Raw genomic sequence first — 20,953 nt, forward strand, 5'->3', positions numbered from 1 at the left:
TAAACCACTAAAATAAAAAGCCATGTCAAATTTATTATATACAATCGCAGTGATTCTGGTAATTCTTTGGGCTTTAGGGTTCTTTGTTTACAGTTTCGGAAGTATTATTCACATTCTGTTAGTTATTGCCATTATCGCAGTACTGCTAAGACTTATTAAAGGTCGAGAAATTTAAATTAAATATTAAATCAACAAATTTTAAATATTAATCCATTAAATCAATTATTATGAAAACTAGTAGCACAATTTTAGGAATTTTAGGAGCCGCAGCGGCGGGAGCGTTTATAGGAGTATTGTTTGCACCAGATAAAGGTTCAAATACAAGAAAAAAAATCAAAGATAAATCGAAAGATTACGGAGATAACCTTAAAACAAAATTTGATGGTATTGTAAGTACTATTACTTCAAACGGTAAAGATATTATCGAAGAAGGAAAATCTAAACTTAACCAAGTGAAAGATGATTTCAATTCTATCAAAGATGAAGCTAAAACTGTAAAAACAAACTATTAATATAATAGCTATTAATAAGTGAATTTTTCAAACCATAAAACCCTACATCATGGAACCAAATGCAACAACAAACGAGAACTTAAATCTATATGAAAAAGCTGAAAACTATGCTAAAACAAGTTTAGAATTATTAAAACTAAAAACAGTATGTTCAGTTGCCGACGGTGTATCATCGTTAGCATCTAAGATAGCAATCGGGATTGTTGTTGCATTTTTTACTTTGTTCCTTAATATAGGGATTAGTTTATGGGTTGGACAACTGCTTGGAGAATATTATTATGGATTTTTTATCATGGCACTTTTTTACTTAATTGTTGCTGTTATTATTGTAAAATCACATCATAAATTGATAAAAACACCTATTGGAAATACTATTATTTCAAGTATTTTAAAAGAAACAAAGAATTAAGATTTAATTAATTAATAATTATAAAAGACTAATCTATGGAGGCTATATACACTATTGATCAATTAAATCAAAAAATTCAAGAATTAGAAGTCCGTCAAGATTCAGAATGGTGCGCCATCAAAGATCATATCGAGGATGTCAAAGAGAATTTGAAACCAATAAATTTAATTAGAAATACTGTTGAAGAAATTAACGAAACAGTTGGTTTTAAAAGTCACATGGCACAGTCTGCAATTAGTATTGGAATTGGATATCTGGCAAAAAGATTCATCGTCGGAAAAGGCGATTCAATGTTCAAAGGAGTATTGGGATCACTTGTACAGCTTATCGTAACCAATCTGGTTTCTAAACCACATCACGATCACGAATCAGACGAATTTTCAAGTGAAACTTCAGAAGAAGAATCATCACAATATGAACCATCCAGAGAGTAATTGTCAAACTTAAATTTTATATTATGGAAAAGTTAAGCGAAATAGTATTAAAAAATGGTGTATACGTTTACTCTAATCTATATAAATGTTTTGAATATACGAGAGTATTTCTAGGTATCTAACTTTCATCATACGCTTATTGGGGAAAGCGGTTGATGAAGATAAGACCTTCACTATATTTTTAGAGGTTCTGAGGTGCTAAGATTCTAAGTTATTAAGGTTTTTTATTTCGATAATCGAAATTTTGTAAAGTCTTTATAAATAATAGAAACTTAAATCTCAAACTTAACAAAAGAGACTGTTTACATTAGTAAGCAGTCTCTTTTACTTTATAGAATGAGCCAACGAAAAAACGGTGACAATATTCAAAACAAAAAAATTGAAGTTTAATAAATTTTAAATTTATTAAACTTCAAAATAAAAAAAGCCGAACAAAGTTCGGCTTAAATTTTATATATAAGTTCAAGAAAAAACCTCTGAACCTTAGTACCTCTGCAACTTTGAACCTGAAGAAAAAAAAACCTCAGAACCTTAGCACCTCAGAACCTCAGAACCTTCAAAAATTAAAATACCTCCGAAGCCTCTTTCAATTTCTCCATATTGTTAACCAATTGAAGTTCGGCAACAATTTTCTGAATATCACCATTCATGATGTTTCCTAAATCGTAAAGAGTCAAACCAACTCTATGATCGGTTACACGACCTTGAGCGTAGTTGTACGTACGGATTTTAGCAGAACGGTCACCAGAACTTACTTGAGAAGTACGTTTTGTAGCATCTTCAGCTTCTTTCTTCGCCAATTCCATTTCGTATAAACGAGAACGTAAAACCGTTAACGCTTTATCTTTATTTTTATGCTGCGATTTCTGATCCTGACATTGCGCCACCAATCCGGTTGGAATGTGCGTTAAACGTACAGCCGATTTCGTAGTATTTACCGATTGTCCTCCAGGTCCAGACGAACAGAAGAAATCTACACGAACATCGTTCATATCGATCTGTACATCAAACTCTTCTGCCTCTGGTAAAACCATAACAGTAGCTGCCGATGTATGTACACGACCCTGCGTTTCAGTCTGCGGTACACGTTGTACACGGTGAACACCCGCTTCAAACTTCAAAGTACCGTAAACATCCTCTCCCGAAACCTCAAAAATAACCTCTTTGAAACCTCCAGAAGTACCTTCGTTCATATCCACAACAGATGTTCTCCATCCTTGTGCTTCACAATATTTAGTATACATTCTAAACAAATCCCCAGCAAAAATACTCGCTTCGTCCCCACCTGTTCCGGCGCGGATCTCCACCATAACATTTTTAGCATCTTCAGGATCTTTAGGAATCAACATAAATTTGATTTCCTCCTCTAGCTGCGGTAAACGTTCTTTTGCTTCATCCAACTGCATTTTGGCCATTTCAAACATATCTGCATCGCTTCCGTCAGCAATAATTTCGTTTGCTTCGTCAATATTGGCTAAAACAAGAATGTATTCTTCTCTCTTTTCAACCAAAGCTTTTATGCTTTTATATTCTTGGTTGAGTTGCACATAACGCTTTTGATCAGCAATAACATCCGGCTGAATAATCAAATCCGAAATCTCATCAAAACGCTGCTTTACATATTGAAGTCTATCTAACATTTTCTAATTCCTTTTATTGGACTGCAAAATTACGAAATATTTATTGATTATTCTAGTGTTGATTTTGTGTGTTTTTTGAGGAGGATATTTAGTGGGATTACATTGTTTTTTTAGAAGCTGTTTCCTGCTCCCGAAGCCTCGGGGCGTTACAATCTTTTGTTCCTAAAGCTTCACAAAAGGATTTCCACTTCTATCAGGGCTAGGGGTTTTCGTTTTTACAACTTCGTTTACGGATTTCCGTAATGATATGATATTTTAAGTACTTATTTTTGACAATAACTAACTAATAACCATAAACTTCAAAATGAAAAAACTATTTACTTTATTCTTATTGCTCTCCGCAATAATGCAAAATTATTCTCAAAATAAGAATTCTGAAGCCCGCCAGTTTATCGAGAACGCAGAAATCATGCAAGTAAATAAGGATTGGAATATAAAAGCCGAATTCACGACCGGATTAAAAGAGGTGTTAGTTTTCTTTCCTGTTGAAGCAATTGATTTAAAATCAAACAAAAAAATAAAAGCATTGCAAGTGGAAATGGCATTAACCGAAAATTATTTTAAATCTTCTTGGATTGATTTGAATGAAGTTGATGAATTTATATTATTTATCGAACAATATGTTATTCCTAATCTGAAAGACAAAACAGAAAAAAACCAATCAACCACATATATATTTAATTCTAAAGAAATAACATTTAGTTTTTATATTCAAAAAAACTCAAGAAGAATATCAATATATCTTAAAGATAATGGTTTGACAGATTATAGGCATTATTTCTGGACAGAAACACAAGTAGGGAAAATCCCTGAATTGCTTACAATGTTGAAAGCAATTAAATAATTTTTTAAAAAGAGCTTATGAAATATTTTCTATTCATAATTCTAATTACAATTTATTCACATGCACAAGATTGCCCAACAAGGATTGGTGACTTCCAAGTAAATTCGACAAGTACTGCCGATTTAAAAAAGATATTGCCCTTATATACATCGTATATGTCGATAATAGAAGATATAGATCAATATCTTGTAGTCAATTATCAGGATTTGGATGAAAAATATTCCGGAAGTTCGTCTGCTTATCTGATAAAGCCGGACTATAAAAATGTTAAAAGTTGGTACAATCTTGAAGTTGCATCGGTTAATGACTCTACAAAAGTAATATTTATCCCTAGTTATGAAACTGACAGTATTGTTATTAAAAATGTTTTACTAAAATTCTACAATGATAAATTGTATTTTATAAAAGCAAGTTTAAATAAAGACTATACAGATATTATTCTTCAAAAATATAAAGGAAAAGGACATAAATCTGAAGAAAAGAAAACTCCGAATACTTGTAAAAATCTAAAACTAAAAAAATACCTTAATACATTTTCTCAATATTTTTTTACCTCTGAAGAAAATAAAATTCGAGCAATGTTAACTTTTGATTTTAAAATTAATAAATATTGCGAAACTAATGATAGGATAGAAATATTTGATTTTGACATTTACATAGGAGAAAATAAAAAAATCCTTTTCAATATGGAAAACATACAAATGTTAGAAGATGATAGAAAGAAAATTGAAAAAGAGCAGAAGCTTAAGAGGTTTTAATGGTTTTTGTGTTTTGAAAAACAGGTGTTTCTACGTAGTGTTGAATTTAAAATTTAATGCGATGTTTGTTTGTAACTATTTAATGACAAACATAAGATAATAGAAACTCATTTTATTACGAGGTAGATCTATTTACTTTTATGGTTTTCCGTAAAAAAGCTGATTTATAATCATCTACATTTGAAAACAATACATTAATTTATAATATGTTTTTATTTTTTAATCTAAATTAAAATATGGCAAAAGACAATTACCATTTTCAAATACCAGTAGAGAATATCAGAATTGAAAAATATGAAAAACGTGGATTTTCACCTTCTGTTAAACGTAACGACTATGGTAAACATGGAGAATATCTGAGAGAACTATCAAATCAATTTCAAAAAGAAGAGTCTGAAAAAAAAGATGTTCAATACTCTGGTCATTTGTTTCTACAAATTGAAACTCCTATACGAGTGAGTATTAAAAGTCAAAAACAAAAAATAGAAAATTTAGGTTTTGAATTATTATCTTTCTCTAAACGAAATGAATCAATAGCAAATGCATCAATTAGCAAGGAAAAATTTAAAGAATTTAAACAACGGTTAGATACATATATTAATACTGTTGAACATGTTGGAAGAAGTTACTTTGCTCCTATTGAAAAAATTTCTAGTATTATAGCAGAAAATAAAATTGATGAAACAATTAATTATGAAAAAAATGAAAATCTTGAAGTTATAATTAATTTATATTCTATAATTTCTCCTAAAGAACTACTTTCCATAAGTAATGCTATTGAAATTGATTTAAGAAATTATGCAACAGAAATTTCAAAAAGAACTTTTAAAAACGGAATAACTACAATATACTGTAAAACAACTTCTTTACATTTAAAAAAAATTGCCACTGATTTTTCTACAATAAAAGAAATTAGATTAAGTCAAACCTTTATGGTTCCACAATCCATAGTTGTTGATCCATTGCCATCTGATGTAATTATAAATCCTATACAATCTTCTTCAACTATTTGCATAGTAGATTCTGGAATTTATCCAAATAAAATTCTAAAAAACTTCATTAAAGATCAAATACCATATCATCACCCATCTGCTGTTGATTTTGAATATAATCATGGAACATTCGTTGCTAGTCGATGCATTTTTGGTGATGAAATGGATCATTGTTTAGCAACAAAAGAGTTACATCCATATTGCCATGTATTAGACTTAGCAGTCTTTGGAATTAATAAATTAAATCAAACAATTGGCCCTACAGATTTCACACTTCGATCAGCTATTGAAGATGTGGTTTTGAAATTTCATGACACTATAAAAGTTTACAATCTTTCACTTGGATTCCCTACGTCAATTAAAGATAATCAATTTTCAGATTTAGCAAAGTTATTAGATTATTTGTCTAAAGAATACAAAGTGCTTTTTATAATTGCCGCTGGAAATATAAATAATTTACTAGGTGCATATCCAAATGACCATTTTATGCATTCTAACTCAAGAATTGGTGCACCAGCTGAATCATTATTGAGTTTAACTGTTGGCTCTGTTGTTAAACATGTTGCGACAAATTCATTATCGCAAAATGGATGTATATCTCCTTTCTCAAGAAAAGGTCCTGGAGCTGATAGAGGAATAAAGCCAGAACTGGTTGCACATGGAGGAAATCTTATTTCTCCATATGCACAAATTCCTAGAATATCTACTTATGGCTTATCTAAAGCTGGCACAAACTTATCAGTAGACGTAGGAACAAGCTTTGCCGCACCTTTAATTGCACAATACGCTCAAAGATTGTTTGACTTTTACCCAAGTAGTGATCCAAATTTAGTCAAAGCTTTACTATGTCATTTCACAGATAGCAGAAGCAAACCAATGACATTAGTCGATGAAAATATAAACTATGTTGGATTTGGAGAACCCAATGTAGAACTTGCATTAAGATCAGCTAAAAATAATGCTGCTTATATTTATGAAGGAAAATTAGACCAAAATAATTACCAAAGTATTTCATTTCATATTCCACAGAAATTTACAGACAATAATGTTAAACTTCGAGTTAAAGTTACAATCACCTATGATCCAACTGTAAATCCTGATAATGAAAAAGAATATTCTGAATCACGAATCTCAGCTTCTTTGTTTAAGAAAACAGCAAAAGGTATAAAAGAAATTAGCTTAAAAGAAGGTAAATATAATTTACCGTGGAATCCTGTTCTGCAATTTGAAAAATCTTTTACAAGAGGCTTCTTAGCGGGTGCATGGGAGCTTCGATTAAGACTATATACAAGAGGAAAAATATTGGAAAATTATCTTCAAGATTATGCTGTGGTAATTGAACTTATAGATGATTTAAAAAATATGGATGTTTACGAAGAAATTGAAAAAGAATTTTCAACTATTTATAGTAAAATTGAAGTATCTTCTGGAGTTGCATAATTTACTGCTACTAATGAAGACTAGTAACATAGATTTAAAAAAAGTTACCAACAGGATTCTTAGTCATAGTATTGAAAAAATTAAAAAATTAGACAAATAAAATAAAATTTATAAAAAATGAGAGAACAAATTTTAAATAGCTTGACTAAAGCTAAATCTGATTTCAAAAACATTATTGAAAATTACAGTGATGTGTTACCAAAAAAAATTACTGACGGAAGCCAAAACTCAGTAGATACTGAAATTCCCAAATTTGTTAATAATTTTCTTTATATATTAAATGTTTCAGAACAAAAAAATGTTTATACAGACATTAAAAATATCGATGAAGCAATTGAATTATTTAAAAATCCAGATTTAGATACCATTATACAAAAAGCAATTGAAAATAAAACCATAATTGGAACTAATAGTAAAGGAAATTTAGCCGCAAAAGAGATATTAGAAGCTTCAAAATTTGGCATTGATAGCGGGGCTGAATTGTTAGCAATGCAATTAATTGCTGGTAAACTATCTAAACAAGAATTCTAATAAAACATACTGACAATCATCACTCTTCTGCTGGCGTTAGCAGGCGGATAATTGAAATTAAGGATTTTATCAAATAATTACAAAATATAAACAATTATGACCGCTTTAATAAACAATTTTAGATTCATCAAAGACACTAAAGTAACTCCTCCAAATCTAATTCAATTTACAGAAATTGACAATTTTAAAATTTACATTCAAGATCCACAGCATTTTATGCGCAATTCTAATTTGTATATTATTTTTGATAATGAACTAAATAACTATCGATGTTTGGAATATCAAACAAAAAAAACGAATTTAAATAAAGATTTACTTGGTTACATTTTTTATTATAAGAAGATTAATTATCATTTACAACAATGAGGTAATATCCCCCGCTCAGCAAAGAGTTCATAATTTAAAAAACTGCGCAAATATCTTCGACTTTGCGTAGTTTTTATCAATATTCTAGATTAAATTTACACAAATCATCCAACAACTCCATTTCTTCTTCTGGTAATAATTGCAGGGCAATTTCAAGCAAAGTCATTACATTGACATTATTGTCTTTTGTAAAACTTGACAAACCGTTTGCATCTGGATTAAGCAAAATAATACTTGCTTTTAGCAAATCTGAAACCATTAGATTTAATTCGTTATAAGACGATACTTTTAGCGGTATGGTAAACGAGTTGGCTTCTTTAGGCTCTGGATTTAATTTGGTGAAATATCTTCCTTTATTAATTAATTCTAATAATTCTTCGGCTCTTTCTTTATTTTGTGTTTCCATGATTCTCTATTTTTATTTCAAAACAAAACTAGAAATAATAGATTATTTTTACATGATTGTATACAATCGGTCGTATACAACTGATATTAGAAAAAACTTAACCATGGGAAATTTCGACTGGAAATCTTTCACAAAAAAAATAGTCATAAAAATGGATTTTAGCAAAAAGTATGGGATAATATATGTTGTCTTTTTTGTCTTCTTTATGTTTTACAAACCTGTAATTTGTTTCTTAATTCTCGGTATAACTGCATTAGCCTATACAGCTAATAACATATTACAATTAAATAATATTAGGAGAAATGGAATAGAAATTAATGGGAAAATTGTCTCTTATGAATCAGATACAGAAGGATATAAAACACCAATTATTGAGTTTCAAACTATTGAAGAAAAGATAATTACAGGAAAACCTTCTTTTCACACCTCATTGGATTTAGATAAAGTTAGGTCGTTTCGAGGAAATATCAATAAAACCGTAAAAATAATTTACAATTCAGAGAGTCCAGAAAAATTTATTTTAAAAGATAACTCCAATGGATTTGGTTTAATCATGTTAGTCATTGTGGGTTTGGTCTTTACCTATATTTCTGTTGGAAATTTGCTGGGTCTTAATACTATATTTTAAAATACTTTTATAAATTAAAATTTAGTTATAAACAATAAAAAACTTAGACCATGCAAAACTTCGACTGGACCTTTTTCACCAAAAAAATAGCCGTTAAAGCTAAAATCAGCGATATTTATAACGCCTGGACAAAGTCTGGGGAACTTGAAAAATGGTTTCTCGAAAAAGTATCTTTTTTTGATAGTAATCAAGAGCTGATAAGTAAAGACCAAAACGTTTCTGAAGGCAATACCTATGAATGGCTTTGGTATTTGTATGATGACACAATGAAAGGAAAAATCACTGCTGCAAACGGAAAAGATCAACTGCAGTTTACATTTGAAGGAACTTGTCTTGTAGATGTAAAATTGAGCGAAAGCAATGGTTACACGATAGTAGAACTTCGTCATCATAATATTCCAACAGATGATTCTTCGAAACAATATATAAGATTGGGCTGTTCCAATGGCTGGCATTTTTATCTCATCAATCTTAAATCGGTTTACGAAGGTGGTTTGGATTTACGCAATAAAGATGAGAAGTTGAATCCGATGATAAATAATTAAGCTGAATAATATTTCAAAATTGATTTTTGTGAATCGGAAAAAATTATAAAAAAACATCCCAAAATAAATCTCTTTTTAGGATGTTGCTGACTTAAAAGGAAAACGAATATTACCGCTCCTCTTCTACTTTTAAAATTTCTAATTTTAAATTGCCTTTTTTTGCAGTCTTTCAAAACAAACGTAAAACATAAAAACTTAGCGCCCTCACGCCTTTGTGGCAAACCAAAAAAAAATCCTAACTTCGCTTTCCAATAAGAAAAGAAAGAATGAAGGTCTGTATTGCTGAGAAACCAAGTGTAGCACGAGAAATCGCATCCGTTTTGGGCGCCAATACCAAACACGACGGCTATTATGAAGGAAACGGTTATGCCGTAACCTACACTTTTGGACATTTATGCACCTTAAAAGAACCCAACGATTATAAACCGCACTGGAAAAGCTGGGATTTGAACAATCTACCAATGCTTCCTGAAAAATTTGAAACCAAAGTGGTTCAGAATTCAGGAATCCAAAAACAGTTTAAAATCATTAAAAGTCTTTTCGACAAAGCCGAATTGGTTATCAACTGCGGGGATGCCGGGCAGGAAGGAGAATTGATTCAGCGCTGGGTAATGAATGAAGCAAATTATAAAGGCGAAATAAAACGTCTTTGGATTTCGTCACTTACAACCGAAGCTATAAAAGAAGGTTTTGACAACTTAAAACCTTCTGAAAACTACGATAATTTATTTTATGCCGGATTTTCCAGAGCAATTGGCGACTGGCTTCTCGGAATGAATGCAACGCGTTTGTATACCGTAAAACACGGCGGTTACAAACAAGTTTTGTCTATCGGGCGCGTGCAAACGCCAACATTGGCAATGGTTGTGGAAAGATTTAAAGAAATCGAAAACTTCAAACCACAGCCGTATTGGGAATTACAGACTTTATACAGAGAAACGCTTTTTAGCTATGAAGAAGGTCGTTTTCTAAACAAAGAAGACGGAGAAGTTCTGGCTGAAAAAGTCAAAGAAAGTGATTTTGAAATTGTTTCTGTTGACAAAAAAAACGGAAATGAATACGCGCCAAAGTTATTCGACTTAACTGGTTTACAAGTTTACTGCAATCAGAAATTTGGATTTTCGGCAGAGGAAACGCTTAAAATTGCGCAGACTTTGTACGAACAGAAAGCCATAACGTATCCGAGAGTTGATACGACTTTTCTTCCGGGCGATATTTACCCGAAAGTGCCTGGTATTCTGCAAAAACTAACGCATTATGCTCCTTTAACAGAACCGCTTTTAGGAAAGAAAATTAAAAAATCGCCTAAGGTTTTTAACGATAAAAAAGTAACCGACCACCACGCGATTATTCCAACTGGAATTGAAATTAATCTGCCGTACAATCAGCAGCAGGTTTATGATATTATCACCAAACGTTTTATTGCTGTTTTTTATGACGATTGTTTAGTTGCAAATACCACAGTTATCGGAAAAGCTGCGGATGTGACTTTTAAAGCCACTGGAAAAGAAATCTTGAAAAAAGGTTTCCGTGTGGTTTTTGAAGATCCGAATGCGAAAGAAAAAGAACCCGATTTACTGCCGAGTTTTGTTGTGGGCGAAAAAGGTCCGCACGAACCTTCTTTCCTTCAAAAAGAAACCAAACCGCCCAATCATTTTACCGAGGCAACTTTACTGCGTGCCATGGAAACCGCAGGAAAACAAGTCGATGACGAAGATTTACGCGAATTGATGAAAGAAAACGGAATCGGTCGTCCGTCAACGCGTGCGAATATTATCGAAACGCTTTTTAAACGGCAGTATATTGTCCGCAATAAAAAACAGGTTTTACCAACTGTAACTGGAATCCAGTTGATTGATACGATTCAGAATGAATTGATTAAATCGGCTGAACTTACGGGTTCTTGGGAAAAACAGTTGAAAGATATTGAGAAAGGAACTTTTACAGCCTCAGCGTTTATAAAAAACATGAAACGCATGGTTGAAGCTTTGGTTTATGAAGTAAGAAGTGAAACAAAACACGCCAATATTTCGCATGCTGCAACGGTGCAAAAACCAGTTGTAAAAGCAGAAAAAAAGAAAGCAGCAGGGATTTTAGCCGAAACTTGTCCGAAATGCCAGAAAGGAAATTTCATAAAAGGAAAATCGGCTTTTGGATGCAGCGAATATAAATCGGGCTGTGATTTTGTATTGCCGTATGTTTTTGCCGATAAAAAAATTACCGAAAGTCAGTATTTACGATTGATTCAAAAAGGTTCAACTGTAAATATAAAAGGCTTTAAAACTGAGGCTGGAACGGTTGAAGGTTTAATTCGTTTTGAAGAAAATTACAAACTGAAATTAGAACCTAAAAAAACAGCTCCAAAGGCTGCATCTTCTCCAACATCGGATTCTCTAACATGTCCGAAATGCAAAAAAGGAACAATTCTAAAAGGAAAAACCGCTTACGGATGCGCAGCATACAAATCAGGCTGCGATTTTAAAGTAACTTTTGATGAAGTTCGAGCTAAACTAAAAGATCAAAAACCTACTAAAGAGTTGGTTTATTCGATTTTAGAGGAAAGCGTTTAATTTATTTTTTAGCCACAGATTAAGAGGATTCAAATGATTTTTTTTGAACTGTGCTTTTTGCCGCGAATTACACTAATTTTCACTAATTTTTTTTTCATGCAGATTTAATCTGATAATAACAGATTTAATAATTCAAAAAATCTGCTGGAGAAAAATCATTTTTAATCCTTTTAATCTGTGGCAAACTAAACAATTCCAATTTTAAAAATAATTCGTGAAAATTAGTGTAATTCGTGGCAGCTTTAAAATCCGCTTTAATTATGCGGGAGAAAAATCATTTCAATCCTTTTAATCTGTGGCAAAGTAAACAATTCCAATTTCAAAAATAATTCGTGAAAATTAGTGTAATTCGTGGCAACAAAATTTTTCATACTTTAGTACAATCAAAACCTTATAAATTATGTTTCAGAAAATTACTCTTATTACACTTATAATAGCTTTTGTTTCCTGCCAGAAAAAAGAAACCGTTGAGAAAGACAAAATCAAAATAGCAGATTGGTTAATTGGAAATTGGGAAAACACAACTCCTGACGGTGTATTATCTGAAAATTGGCAAAAATTAAACGACAGTACTTTCAGCGCATCTTCTTATTTCATAAAAGGAAAAGATACTCTACATTTTGAAACTATTGTTTTAGCGCAATTAGGAGAAACTTTAACGTATAAAGCAACTGTAAAAGGACAAAATAACGATCAGCCTGTTTTCTTCCCTTCTACTTCAGAATCAGAGAAACAATTGGTTTTCGAAAATCCGAAACACGATTATCCTCAAAAAATCACTTATACAAAAGGCGCAAATAATATTTTAACTGCTGAAATTTCTGGAAAATTGAATGGGAAGCCTAGTTCTGAAAAGTTTGTTATGACGAAGAAGTAATTTTACGCACTGACTTATTAGAATTTTAGAAGTAAAACGTTTAAATCCAAAATATTAATTTGATTGATTAAAACAAAAATCATAATGTATCATGAAACTAAACAGCATTTTATTTCCATTAATAGTAGTTTTAGGAATTTTCTCTTCCTGCAAAAAAGAAACCAAAACAGAAGCTCCTATAAAAACCTACCCTAAACTTGCAAAAGCAGAATGGTTTATTGGAGAATGGGGAAATAAATCGGCTGAAGGTGAACTTACCGAACGCTGGAAAAAAGAAAATGATTCGGTTTATCTAGGTGAATCATATTTTGTTGTCGGGCAAAACGACACTGTTTTTGCAGAGCATGTTCGTTTAGTAGAAGCGAATGGTAAACTGGCTTATATTGTAACGGTTCCTGGACAAAATAAGGAATTACCGGTAAGTTTTGAAATGACCTCAGCAACAGATAATCAAATAACTTTTGAAAACCCTAAACATGATTTTCCCAATAAAATTATTTATAATCTCGTAGAAAAAGATTCATTAATTGCAGAAATTTCGGGGATAAAAAACGGCAAACCCAATACCGAGAGATTTGTTATGAAGAAACGCTAAAAAAACTTAGAACCTCAGCATCTTAGCGCCTCAGCACCTTAAAAAAATCTACTCATTCTCCCCAATCTTATTCACCATAAAAATCATCAGGATTCCTAAAAGTGCCATAATAAGAAAAGCCCATTTCATACTTAAATATTCGGAGATAAAACCAACCATTGGCGGAACCAATAAAAAACCAAGATAACCAATTGTAGATATAGAAGTTAAGGCAGAACCACTGCTTAATTTAGATGATCTTCCTGCAATACTAAATACTAGCGGAACCACGCAGGAAACGCCAAATCCGATTAAAACGTAGCCAAAAATAGTTGGATATGCATACGGAAGTACAAAACAGATTCCGAAACCTATTGTAATTAATATACCGCTGTACATGAGGATTTTTTTAGTTCCAAATTTCATTACCCCATAATCACCAAATATACGTCCTAAGGTTACTGCAGATGCGAAAAATACAAATGCTGCACTGGTTAATTTTGGAGAAGCTTTTAAGATATTTTCGAAGTAAATTCCGCTCCAATCGTACATCGTATTTTCGCAAGCCATAGAAACAAAACAAATTAAGGCAAACTTAATTAAGTTTTTTTCAGGCATTGAGAAGAACTTCTTTTTAACGGGAACAGGTTCATTATGAATACTCATTGGATAAAAACAAGCCGTCAGCGCCAGCATGAAAACGCTCACTCCTAATAAATGATGCGATGGCGCAATTTTCTGTGTTACCATTACATATCCTAAACCAGCTCCAGAAAAAACGGCAATACTCCAAACTGCATGAAAACGAGTAATAATAGATTTTGGATATAATTTCTGTACTTCAAGCGACTGCGCATTAATCGATAAATTGAAAATATTTCGAGAGGCTCCAAAAATCAAAAGCACTATAACCAGCTGCCATACAAATGCAACTAAACCTGGTAAAGACAATACAATATTGAACATGATAGCTCCTAAAAGCATAATGTAACGGCTGCTGTATTTATTTAAAAGTTTTCCGGTGAAAGGCATTGTCAGCATTAAACCAATCGGAAAAGCAAATAAAACCGCTCCAAATTGTGCTTCCGATAAATGCAACTGTGCTTGTATATGCGGAATTCTTGAGACCCAAGAAGAATATCCAAAACCAGAAAGAAAAAAGAAAACAGTATTAGCTATACGGTATCCTCTTGGTGTATTTTGAATTTTTTTGAAGAAAGATAAAATCATGAAGTCATTTTTCAGACTGCAAAATTAAGGCTTTTCAAACAAATTATTGGTTGTTTTAGCTTTAATAAATACATACAATTTTCAGTTTTTATTTTAAAAAAATTAAAGACTTTTCTTCGCTTTAAAACTTATTGCATTAAAAAACTAAAATGAACTTCAATATTATTTGTTAAAAAAACAATAATCTCTACATTTGCACTGTTTTTATTTATTCTAAATAAAATTTAATTACAAACCAATTTTAAAAACCAATGAAATATTTTAACCCGAAGACATCACGTTTTCTATTGGCAATTAGTTTTGTCTTTTCGTTCTTTATCATGTCTGCCCAGCAAAATGGAAAAGTTAAAGGCACTATCACAACTTCAGATGGTGAACAGGCAGCGGGAGTCAATATCATCTTAAAAAACTCAAAATACTGGACCGTTTCTGATGAAAATGGAAACTTTGAATTCAACAGAGTAAAGCCAGGCAGCTATATTTTACAAGTGTCCTTAACAGGTTATGAAACTTCAGAAAGAGAAGTAATTGTTTCAGAAAGTGAAACCGCAGCTGTGGATTTGCAGTTAAAAGTTTCAAATAAAGAACTTAAAGAAGTTGTGGTAAATAGTAAAAAAAGCATTTTATCTAAAAAAACAGACTATGTTGCCAGAATGCCATTGACAAATCTTGAGAACCCACAGGTTTACAGTGTTATTCAGAAAGAACTTTTACAGGAACAAATTGCTGTAGATATTAAAAGCGCAGTTCAAAATTCGCCTGGTGTTGTTTCTATCAGCTTTCCTTCTGGAGGCGTTGGGGTAATTTTTAGAGGTTTTTCTACAGGAGTTAATGCAAGAAACGGAATGGAAACAGCTTCCGGCCGTTCTTCTGTTGATCTTGGTAACGTAGAGCGTATCGAAATCATGAAAGGCCCTTCTGGAACTTTATTTGGTTCGTCTGTTTCTTCATTTGGAGGGGTTGTAAACCTTGTTACGAAAAAACCTTTTGAAACTACCGCTGCCGAAGTATCGTACACAACAGGAAGTTTCAATTTAAACCGTCTTACAGCAGATGTGAATACGCCGCTAAATCAAGATAAAACAGTTCTATTCAGAATTAATCTTGCTGTAAATAGAGAGAAGAGTTTTCTGGATTATGGTTTTAACAATACTCTTCTTTTTGCACCGAGTCTTACTTATAAAGCTTCTGAAAAACTGACTTTTAATTTTGATGCAGAACTTTATAACGTTAACAATACAAGACGTACTTACAATACGTATGCAGCAACTTCTGGAATTACAAATCCGAACGATTTGAAAATCGATTATAAAAAATCGATGTTTCATGATGATAACGATGCGAAATCAACTGCAACCAAATTTTTCGCTCAGGCCGAATATGAAATATCAGAAAACTGGAAATCTACAACGGTTTTTTCATTTGTAGGAGAAGATGTGGAGCGCAGTTATCAGAGTTATGCTGTTTGGAGTTCTCCAACACAAACAGCAAGAAGAGTTGGTTTGTGGGGACCAATTTTTAATAACTATACCAACATTCAAGAAAATATCAACGGAAAATTTTCTACAGGAAGTATCAAACATAAATTCTTAACTGGTGTAAACTACCGCCTTTACAGCTCTAATTTCTCAGGTGGATCTACTTTTACGCTTGACAATATAGATGTAACAGCTCCTTTCTCACCAATTAGAAGAAAAGCAGTAGATGCAGGCCTTGTATTAACAACGTCACCAGTTGCAGATCAAAAAACTTTTAGTGTTTATGCCTGCGATGTAGTAAATTTTACAGACAAACTTTCTGTAATGTTGAGCTTACGTTTGGATAATTTTGAACGTGCGAAAGTAGGAACTGTAGAAGGTTACAGCCAGACTGCTCTTTCTCCAAAATTAGGATTAGTGTATGAAGTTGTAAAAGATCAAGTTTCTGTATTTGGAAATTATATGAACGGTTTCCAAAATATGCAGCCGGTCACGCAGCCAGATGCAACACAATTAGTTTTAGATCCAATTTATGCAGTTCAGTATGAAGGAGGAATTAAGGCTGATGCATTCAACAAAAAATTAAGCGGATCTGTAAGCTATTACAACATTACGATTGATAATGCTACAAGAACTGATGCTGCCGGTTTTACTGTACAAGATGGTAAGCAAGTTAGTAAAGGTGTAGATTTTGAATTAATGGCTACTCCATTTAATGGATTAAGTATTGTTTCGGGTTATGCTTACAATGATAACCGAATTGTAAAAGCTTCTGTTGCCGCAATTGAAGGAAATAAAGCAACATCTTCTCCAGAAAATGTAGTTAACTTTTGGACAACTTATACTTTTCAAAATAAATTAAAAGGTTTAGGACTTGGTGCGGGTGCTAACTATGTTGACAAAAATTATTTTACAGCCGAAAACACGTTTTATATGCCATCTTATACTGTTTACAATGCAACAGTATATTACGAAAAACCGTCATGGAGATTAGGTTTAAAGTTTAATAATTTAACCAATAAAAAATACTGGGATTTCTGGGGTTCATCGCAGGCACCAACCAGTATATTGGCAAATTTAACAGTCAAATTTTAAAAACCTGATATACTAAACCAGCGCCTCAATTGAATTGAGGCGCTTTTTAATTATAATCTTTTCAGAATATCTCATCTGGCATTTAAAAAAACTCATTCTTAAATTCATGGCTTAGCTTATCTGGTCTAATTGACCTAGAAAATTCGTTTGAGTTTAAACAAGAATAATATTTACGACTAAAGATTATTTCAATGGGATTCTAGTTTTTTTTATGATTTTTTATTTTTAATTATTCTAAATAAGAGTTATGTTTGTAAAAAATATCATTCTAATAATTTTAAACTTGATCTTATGAAATCAAATACTTTAAAAACATTAACCTTTTTATTCCTAATGTTATTCGCAGCACCACAAATATTTGCTCACGCACTTTGGATCGAAACTAAAGCAACTGGAACAAAAGGAAAAGCTCAGGAAATCTCTGTTTACTTTGGAGAATTCTCTGATAATGACATTACAAAAGCAGATAAATGGTTTTCGGATTTAAAGGATTTCACTTTGATAGTAATTTCACCTTCAAAAAAAGAAACTAAACTTACTTCTAAAGCTTTGGACAATAAATATCAAGCATTCTTTACACCAGACGAAGATGGAGTTTATACTATTGTAATGCAGCATACAGTAAAAGATGTTTATGGTACAATGAAGTTAGATTACAATTCAAGTGCAACTGTGGTAGTTGGAAACAAAGCTTCAGGAAACTATGCGACGGCAAACAAAAATCAAATTGGTTTATTTTCTGAAAATGCTGACGTTGCTAAAAAGAATGAAAAAGTAACTGGATTTGCTATCTATGATGGTGCCTCTGCAAAAGAAACAAAAATTAAAGTAATCGCTCCAAACGGATGGGAGAAAGAGTTATGGACAAATGATAAAGGAGAATTCTCTTTTACACCAATCTGGTCTGGAAACTACATGGTAGAATATGCTCATACTGAAAAAGCTTCTGGAGATCATAATGGGAAAAAATACGACGAAATCTGGAAAATGGCTACTTACCAAATTACAGTAAAATAATTCTAGAAAAATTCATTCTTAGATTAATTTCAATTCAAGAAACCTTGCTTAACGGCGAGGTTTTTTTTGTGTTTATAATTCGATTAATACAAAATTAAAACATCATTGTAAAATTCTTAAGCTAATCTTAAGAAAAAAATAAGCAAAATTTAAGCAAGAAAATCACTTCTTAATTTCCTGTTAAAGATGCTGTCTCTTTATATTTGCATTCGATAATTTTTATTGAATCTAAATAAATACCATGAAATATAATTTACTGTTAGCACTAGGATTATTGAGTTTTGCCTCTTACGGTCAAGATTATTCAAGTAACGAAACGACTTCTTCAATAACTGATACTGTAAAAAATAAAAAAGGACAAATTTTAAATGAAGTTGTAGTTACTAAAAACAAGGAACCAAAACCTGTAACAGCAGTGCGCTCAGGATTAAAACCAATGGATAATCCGCAGACAATACAAGTTATAGGATCTGAAGTTATCGAACAGCAGCAAGCCATCAGATTAAGTGAGGTTTTAAAAAATGCTAATGGTGTATATGTAAGTTCATCTCGTGGTGGTGCTACAGAATCTTTTTACTCAAGAGGATATGATATGTCTAACAACAACATGTTTAAAAACGGATTCCGTTACAATTCTGGATCAATTCCAGATGTTTCTGGTTTAGACAAAGTAGAATTTCTTAAAGGAGGTTCTGCCCTATTATTTGGAAATGTAGCTCCTGGAGGAATCTTAAATTTGGTAACAAAAACTCCTCAATTTAAAAGTGGAGGAGAAATCTCAATACAAATAGGAAGCTATGCATATTACAAACCAGCATTTGATTTTTATGGAGGTTTAACGAAATCAATCGCATTTAGAATTAATGGTTCTTACGAGAATTCAGAAAGCTTTAGAGATGTTGTAAAAAACGAACGTTTGTATATTAATCCATCTTTACTTTTTGTTATTAATCCAAAAACACAAATTACAGTTCAGGGAGATTATTTAAGTGCAGACTGGACTCCAGATTTTGGAACTGGAATTATTGGAAAAGAAATTTTAGACTTGCCTCGCAATGCCTTCTACGGATCGCTTTGGTCAAATGGTACAACTAAATCTTCAAGCGCTTCTGTGTTGTTAAGTCATGATTTCAATAAAAACTGGAAACTGAATTTCAACTCTTCTTTTCAAAATTATGACAGAGGAAGCTACTCTACAGCTCAATTGTCAAGTCTTGACACTTATCCAACTCCTGGTGACTGGAACAGAGGTTTAACAAAAAACAAAAACTTGGAACAAATTCTTGGAGATCAATTGAGTCTACAAGGAACTTTTAATACAGGATCTGTAAAACATCAAATCTTTACGGGTGTTGATTGGGAAAACTCATTCGCAACGGCATACACTTTTACATTTGATGAAAAGTATGTAGAAATTGGAAAAAAACCAGATGGTACACCAATTTATGGCCCAACACTTTATGATCATATAAATTTATTCACTTTTGATCCTGCAGATCAAAGAATGGATATTCCAACATCAGACAGAGCAACTCAAATAGGAAAAACGGAAACCAATCGTTTCGGGGTTTATTTTCAGGATTTAATTTCAATCACTAATAAATTCAAAGTTTTAGCAGGTCTAAGATGGTCTTGGCAGGAAGCAGAAGCTACTACTTACAAAGAAACATATGTAAATAATAAACAGACTGTAGCTCCGCAAGATGCAATACCAACTGTAGCTCCAAAACGCTTAGACAATGCATTTTCTCCGAAAATAGGAGTAGTTTATCAGCCACTTAAAGACATGTCTTTGTTTGCAAGTTATTCAAGCTCGTTTACGCCAAACACAGGCACAACAACCGATTTACAACCATTAGAAGCTTCAATTATCGATCAATACGAAGCTGGTATTAAAAAAGATTTCTGGAATGGGGCTTTAAGCACAGGCGTGACCGTTTATCAAATTAACAACAGTAATTTAGCGCAAACTGCAGAATTTCAAGCAGACGGAACTACTCTAAATACAGACACAAACATAAAAACTTTAGGCGGGGGAACAAAAAGTAAAGGTGTAGAAATCGACATTACTGCAAGGCCAGTTGAAGGCTTAAGTGTTATTGCAGGCTATAGCTATAATGATATGCGCTATGTAAACACATCTGGAACAAACGGAAGTTTTGTTGAAGGGGATCGTGTTGCAAGAACTCCAATAAATACAGCAAATTTGAGTTTCTTCTATACATTACCTTCTGGAGCTTTAAAAGGCCTTTCTTTCGGTGCAATCGGAAATTATGTTGGAGACCGTTTAGGTGGATGGAATGATGATTACGTTTGGACAGAAAACAAACCTTCAACAAATCCGAAGACCTATACTGTAACCATTAGAGACCGTGACATTCCGTTAGAAGGGTATGTTACAATTGATGCTTCTGTGGGATATACTTGGAACAAGTTCTCTATTCTTTGCAAATTATCGAACATTACAAACGAATTAAATTATACCGTTCACGAAAATTACAGTGTCAATCCTATTGCGCCGCGTCAGATAATGACTAGTTTACGTTATAAATTCTAAAATTTTTGAATTAGATTTCTCTTTTTGAGTTTTCGAGAATTTAGACCTCA

The 20,953-nt window shown here is 32.2% G+C and carries 19 protein-coding genes; 16 read left to right on the forward strand and 3 right to left on the reverse strand.

Annotated features, from left to right (window positions below; translation table 11 throughout):
* Nucleotides 1–22: 22 nt before the first annotated feature.
* From ASE40_RS21920 to ASE40_RS19670, 4 genes are read left to right on the forward strand one after another with little or no spacing between them, the layout of a single operon-like run.
* Nucleotides 23–175 carry a lmo0937 family membrane protein gene (locus tag ASE40_RS21920; protein WP_109192514.1) on the forward strand — a complete coding sequence of 51 codons (153 nt, stop codon included), beginning with the start codon at nt 23–25 and terminating at the stop codon, nt 173–175.
* Nucleotides 176–227: 52 nt separating this feature from the next.
* A complete protein-coding gene (locus tag ASE40_RS19660; protein WP_057118996.1) occupies nt 228–512 on the forward strand; it encodes a YtxH domain-containing protein in 285 nt (94 codons plus the stop codon).
* A 49-nt stretch (nt 513–561) separates the two neighbouring features.
* Complete coding sequence (locus ASE40_RS19665) at nt 562–921, forward strand: hypothetical protein (RefSeq protein ID WP_057118998.1); 360 nt, start codon at nt 562–564, stop codon at nt 919–921.
* A 35-nt stretch (nt 922–956) separates the two neighbouring features.
* On the forward strand, nt 957–1,355 hold the full coding sequence (locus tag ASE40_RS19670) for a hypothetical protein (protein WP_057118999.1): 399 nt from the start codon (nt 957–959) through the stop codon (nt 1,353–1,355).
* A gap of 563 nt (nt 1,356–1,918) precedes the next feature.
* Here ASE40_RS19670 and prfA read toward each other — a convergent pair.
* On the reverse strand, nt 1,919–2,995 hold the full coding sequence (gene prfA, locus ASE40_RS19675) for a peptide chain release factor 1 (RefSeq protein ID WP_057119000.1): 1,077 nt from the start codon (nt 2,993–2,995) through the stop codon (nt 1,919–1,921).
* Between the two features lie 304 nt (nt 2,996–3,299).
* Between prfA and ASE40_RS19680 the strand changes: the two genes are divergently transcribed.
* The 4 genes from ASE40_RS19680 (at nt 3,300) to ASE40_RS19695 (ending at nt 7,560) form a co-directional block, all read left to right on the forward strand.
* Nucleotides 3,300–3,839, forward strand: a complete 540-nt coding sequence (locus ASE40_RS19680; RefSeq protein ID WP_128415002.1) for a hypothetical protein — start codon at nt 3,300–3,302, stop codon at nt 3,837–3,839.
* A gap of 17 nt (nt 3,840–3,856) precedes the next feature.
* Nucleotides 3,857–4,597: a hypothetical protein gene (locus tag ASE40_RS19685; RefSeq protein ID WP_057119002.1), complete on the forward strand. Its 741-nt coding sequence runs from the start codon at nt 3,857–3,859 to the stop codon at nt 4,595–4,597.
* Nucleotides 4,598–4,833: 236 nt separating this feature from the next.
* Nucleotides 4,834–7,029, forward strand: coding sequence for a S8 family peptidase (locus tag ASE40_RS19690; protein ID WP_057119004.1), 2,196 nt, complete (start codon nt 4,834–4,836; stop codon nt 7,027–7,029).
* A 117-nt stretch (nt 7,030–7,146) separates the two neighbouring features.
* The gene (locus ASE40_RS19695; protein ID WP_057119006.1) at nt 7,147–7,560 is read left to right on the forward strand and encodes a hypothetical protein; all 414 of its coding nucleotides are present in this window, start codon (nt 7,147–7,149) and stop codon (nt 7,558–7,560) included.
* A gap of 442 nt (nt 7,561–8,002) precedes the next feature.
* On the opposite strand, the gene ASE40_RS19705 is transcribed toward ASE40_RS19695, so the two are convergent.
* Nucleotides 8,003–8,332, reverse strand: a complete 330-nt coding sequence (locus ASE40_RS19705) for a hypothetical protein (protein WP_057119011.1) — start codon at nt 8,330–8,332, stop codon at nt 8,003–8,005.
* Nucleotides 8,333–8,435: 103 nt separating this feature from the next.
* Here ASE40_RS19705 and ASE40_RS19710 point away from each other — a divergent pair, with 103 nt between their 5' ends.
* The 5 genes from ASE40_RS19710 to ASE40_RS19730 all read left to right on the forward strand — a co-directional run bounded on the left by ASE40_RS19710 (nt 8,436) and on the right by ASE40_RS19730 (nt 13,547).
* On the forward strand, nt 8,436–8,960 hold the full coding sequence (locus tag ASE40_RS19710) for a DUF3592 domain-containing protein (protein ID WP_128415003.1): 525 nt from the start codon (nt 8,436–8,438) through the stop codon (nt 8,958–8,960).
* Nucleotides 8,961–9,010: 50 nt separating this feature from the next.
* The gene (locus tag ASE40_RS19715; protein ID WP_057119015.1) at nt 9,011–9,505 is read left to right on the forward strand and encodes an SRPBCC domain-containing protein; all 495 of its coding nucleotides are present in this window, start codon (nt 9,011–9,013) and stop codon (nt 9,503–9,505) included.
* 266 nt (nt 9,506–9,771) lie between these two features.
* Nucleotides 9,772–12,075, forward strand: coding sequence for a type IA DNA topoisomerase (locus ASE40_RS19720; RefSeq protein ID WP_057119017.1), 2,304 nt, complete (start codon nt 9,772–9,774; stop codon nt 12,073–12,075).
* Between the two features lie 400 nt (nt 12,076–12,475).
* Nucleotides 12,476–12,952, forward strand: a complete 477-nt coding sequence (locus tag ASE40_RS19725) for a DUF6265 family protein (RefSeq protein WP_057119019.1) — start codon at nt 12,476–12,478, stop codon at nt 12,950–12,952.
* A 91-nt stretch (nt 12,953–13,043) separates the two neighbouring features.
* A complete protein-coding gene (locus ASE40_RS19730; RefSeq protein ID WP_057119021.1) occupies nt 13,044–13,547 on the forward strand; it encodes a DUF6265 family protein in 504 nt (167 codons plus the stop codon).
* Between the two features lie 48 nt (nt 13,548–13,595).
* Here the strand turns inward: ASE40_RS19730 and ASE40_RS19735 are convergent, their stop codons facing one another.
* A complete protein-coding gene (locus tag ASE40_RS19735; RefSeq protein WP_057119023.1) occupies nt 13,596–14,756 on the reverse strand; it encodes an MFS transporter in 1,161 nt (386 codons plus the stop codon).
* A gap of 251 nt (nt 14,757–15,007) precedes the next feature.
* Between ASE40_RS19735 and ASE40_RS19740 the strand changes: the two genes are divergently transcribed.
* The 3 genes from ASE40_RS19740 to ASE40_RS19750 all read left to right on the forward strand — a co-directional run bounded on the left by ASE40_RS19740 (nt 15,008) and on the right by ASE40_RS19750 (nt 20,903).
* On the forward strand, nt 15,008–17,329 hold the full coding sequence (locus ASE40_RS19740; protein ID WP_057119025.1) for a TonB-dependent receptor: 2,322 nt from the start codon (nt 15,008–15,010) through the stop codon (nt 17,327–17,329).
* A gap of 291 nt (nt 17,330–17,620) precedes the next feature.
* Complete coding sequence (locus tag ASE40_RS19745; protein WP_057119028.1) at nt 17,621–18,346, forward strand: DUF4198 domain-containing protein; 726 nt, start codon at nt 17,621–17,623, stop codon at nt 18,344–18,346.
* 241 nt (nt 18,347–18,587) lie between these two features.
* Nucleotides 18,588–20,903, forward strand: a complete 2,316-nt coding sequence (locus ASE40_RS19750) for a TonB-dependent siderophore receptor (protein WP_057119030.1) — start codon at nt 18,588–18,590, stop codon at nt 20,901–20,903.
* Nucleotides 20,904–20,953 lie beyond the last annotated feature (50 nt).

It is taken from the genome of Flavobacterium sp. Root935, from assembly GCF_001429295.1.
Lineage (GTDB): Bacteria > Bacteroidota > Bacteroidia > Flavobacteriales > Flavobacteriaceae > Flavobacterium.

Excerpts from the sequence above, each read along its gene's own strand:
- ASE40_RS21920 (WP_109192514.1), top strand. The coding sequence starts at position 23 with ATGTCAAATTTATTATATACAATCGCAGTGATTCTGGTAATTCTTTGG.
- ASE40_RS19660 (WP_057118996.1), top strand. The coding sequence starts at position 228 with ATGAAAACTAGTAGCACAATTTTAGGAATTTTAGGAGCCGCAGCGGCG.
- ASE40_RS19665 (WP_057118998.1), top strand. The coding sequence starts at position 562 with ATGGAACCAAATGCAACAACAAACGAGAACTTAAATCTATATGAAAAA.
- ASE40_RS19670 (WP_057118999.1), top strand. The coding sequence starts at position 957 with ATGGAGGCTATATACACTATTGATCAATTAAATCAAAAAATTCAAGAA.
- prfA (WP_057119000.1), bottom strand. The coding sequence starts at position 2,995 with ATGTTAGATAGACTTCAATATGTAAAGCAGCGTTTTGATGAGATTTCG.
- ASE40_RS19680 (WP_128415002.1), top strand. The coding sequence starts at position 3,300 with ATGAAAAAACTATTTACTTTATTCTTATTGCTCTCCGCAATAATGCAA.
- ASE40_RS19685 (WP_057119002.1), top strand. The coding sequence starts at position 3,857 with ATGAAATATTTTCTATTCATAATTCTAATTACAATTTATTCACATGCA.
- ASE40_RS19690 (WP_057119004.1), top strand. The coding sequence starts at position 4,834 with ATGGCAAAAGACAATTACCATTTTCAAATACCAGTAGAGAATATCAGA.
- ASE40_RS19695 (WP_057119006.1), top strand. The coding sequence starts at position 7,147 with ATGAGAGAACAAATTTTAAATAGCTTGACTAAAGCTAAATCTGATTTC.
- ASE40_RS19705 (WP_057119011.1), bottom strand. The coding sequence starts at position 8,332 with ATGGAAACACAAAATAAAGAAAGAGCCGAAGAATTATTAGAATTAATT.
- ASE40_RS19710 (WP_128415003.1), top strand. The coding sequence starts at position 8,436 with ATGGGAAATTTCGACTGGAAATCTTTCACAAAAAAAATAGTCATAAAA.
- ASE40_RS19715 (WP_057119015.1), top strand. The coding sequence starts at position 9,011 with ATGCAAAACTTCGACTGGACCTTTTTCACCAAAAAAATAGCCGTTAAA.
- ASE40_RS19720 (WP_057119017.1), top strand. The coding sequence starts at position 9,772 with ATGAAGGTCTGTATTGCTGAGAAACCAAGTGTAGCACGAGAAATCGCA.
- ASE40_RS19725 (WP_057119019.1), top strand. The coding sequence starts at position 12,476 with ATGTTTCAGAAAATTACTCTTATTACACTTATAATAGCTTTTGTTTCC.
- ASE40_RS19730 (WP_057119021.1), top strand. The coding sequence starts at position 13,044 with ATGAAACTAAACAGCATTTTATTTCCATTAATAGTAGTTTTAGGAATT.
- ASE40_RS19735 (WP_057119023.1), bottom strand. The coding sequence starts at position 14,756 with ATGATTTTATCTTTCTTCAAAAAAATTCAAAATACACCAAGAGGATAC.
- ASE40_RS19740 (WP_057119025.1), top strand. The coding sequence starts at position 15,008 with ATGAAATATTTTAACCCGAAGACATCACGTTTTCTATTGGCAATTAGT.
- ASE40_RS19745 (WP_057119028.1), top strand. The coding sequence starts at position 17,621 with ATGAAATCAAATACTTTAAAAACATTAACCTTTTTATTCCTAATGTTA.
- ASE40_RS19750 (WP_057119030.1), top strand. The coding sequence starts at position 18,588 with ATGAAATATAATTTACTGTTAGCACTAGGATTATTGAGTTTTGCCTCT.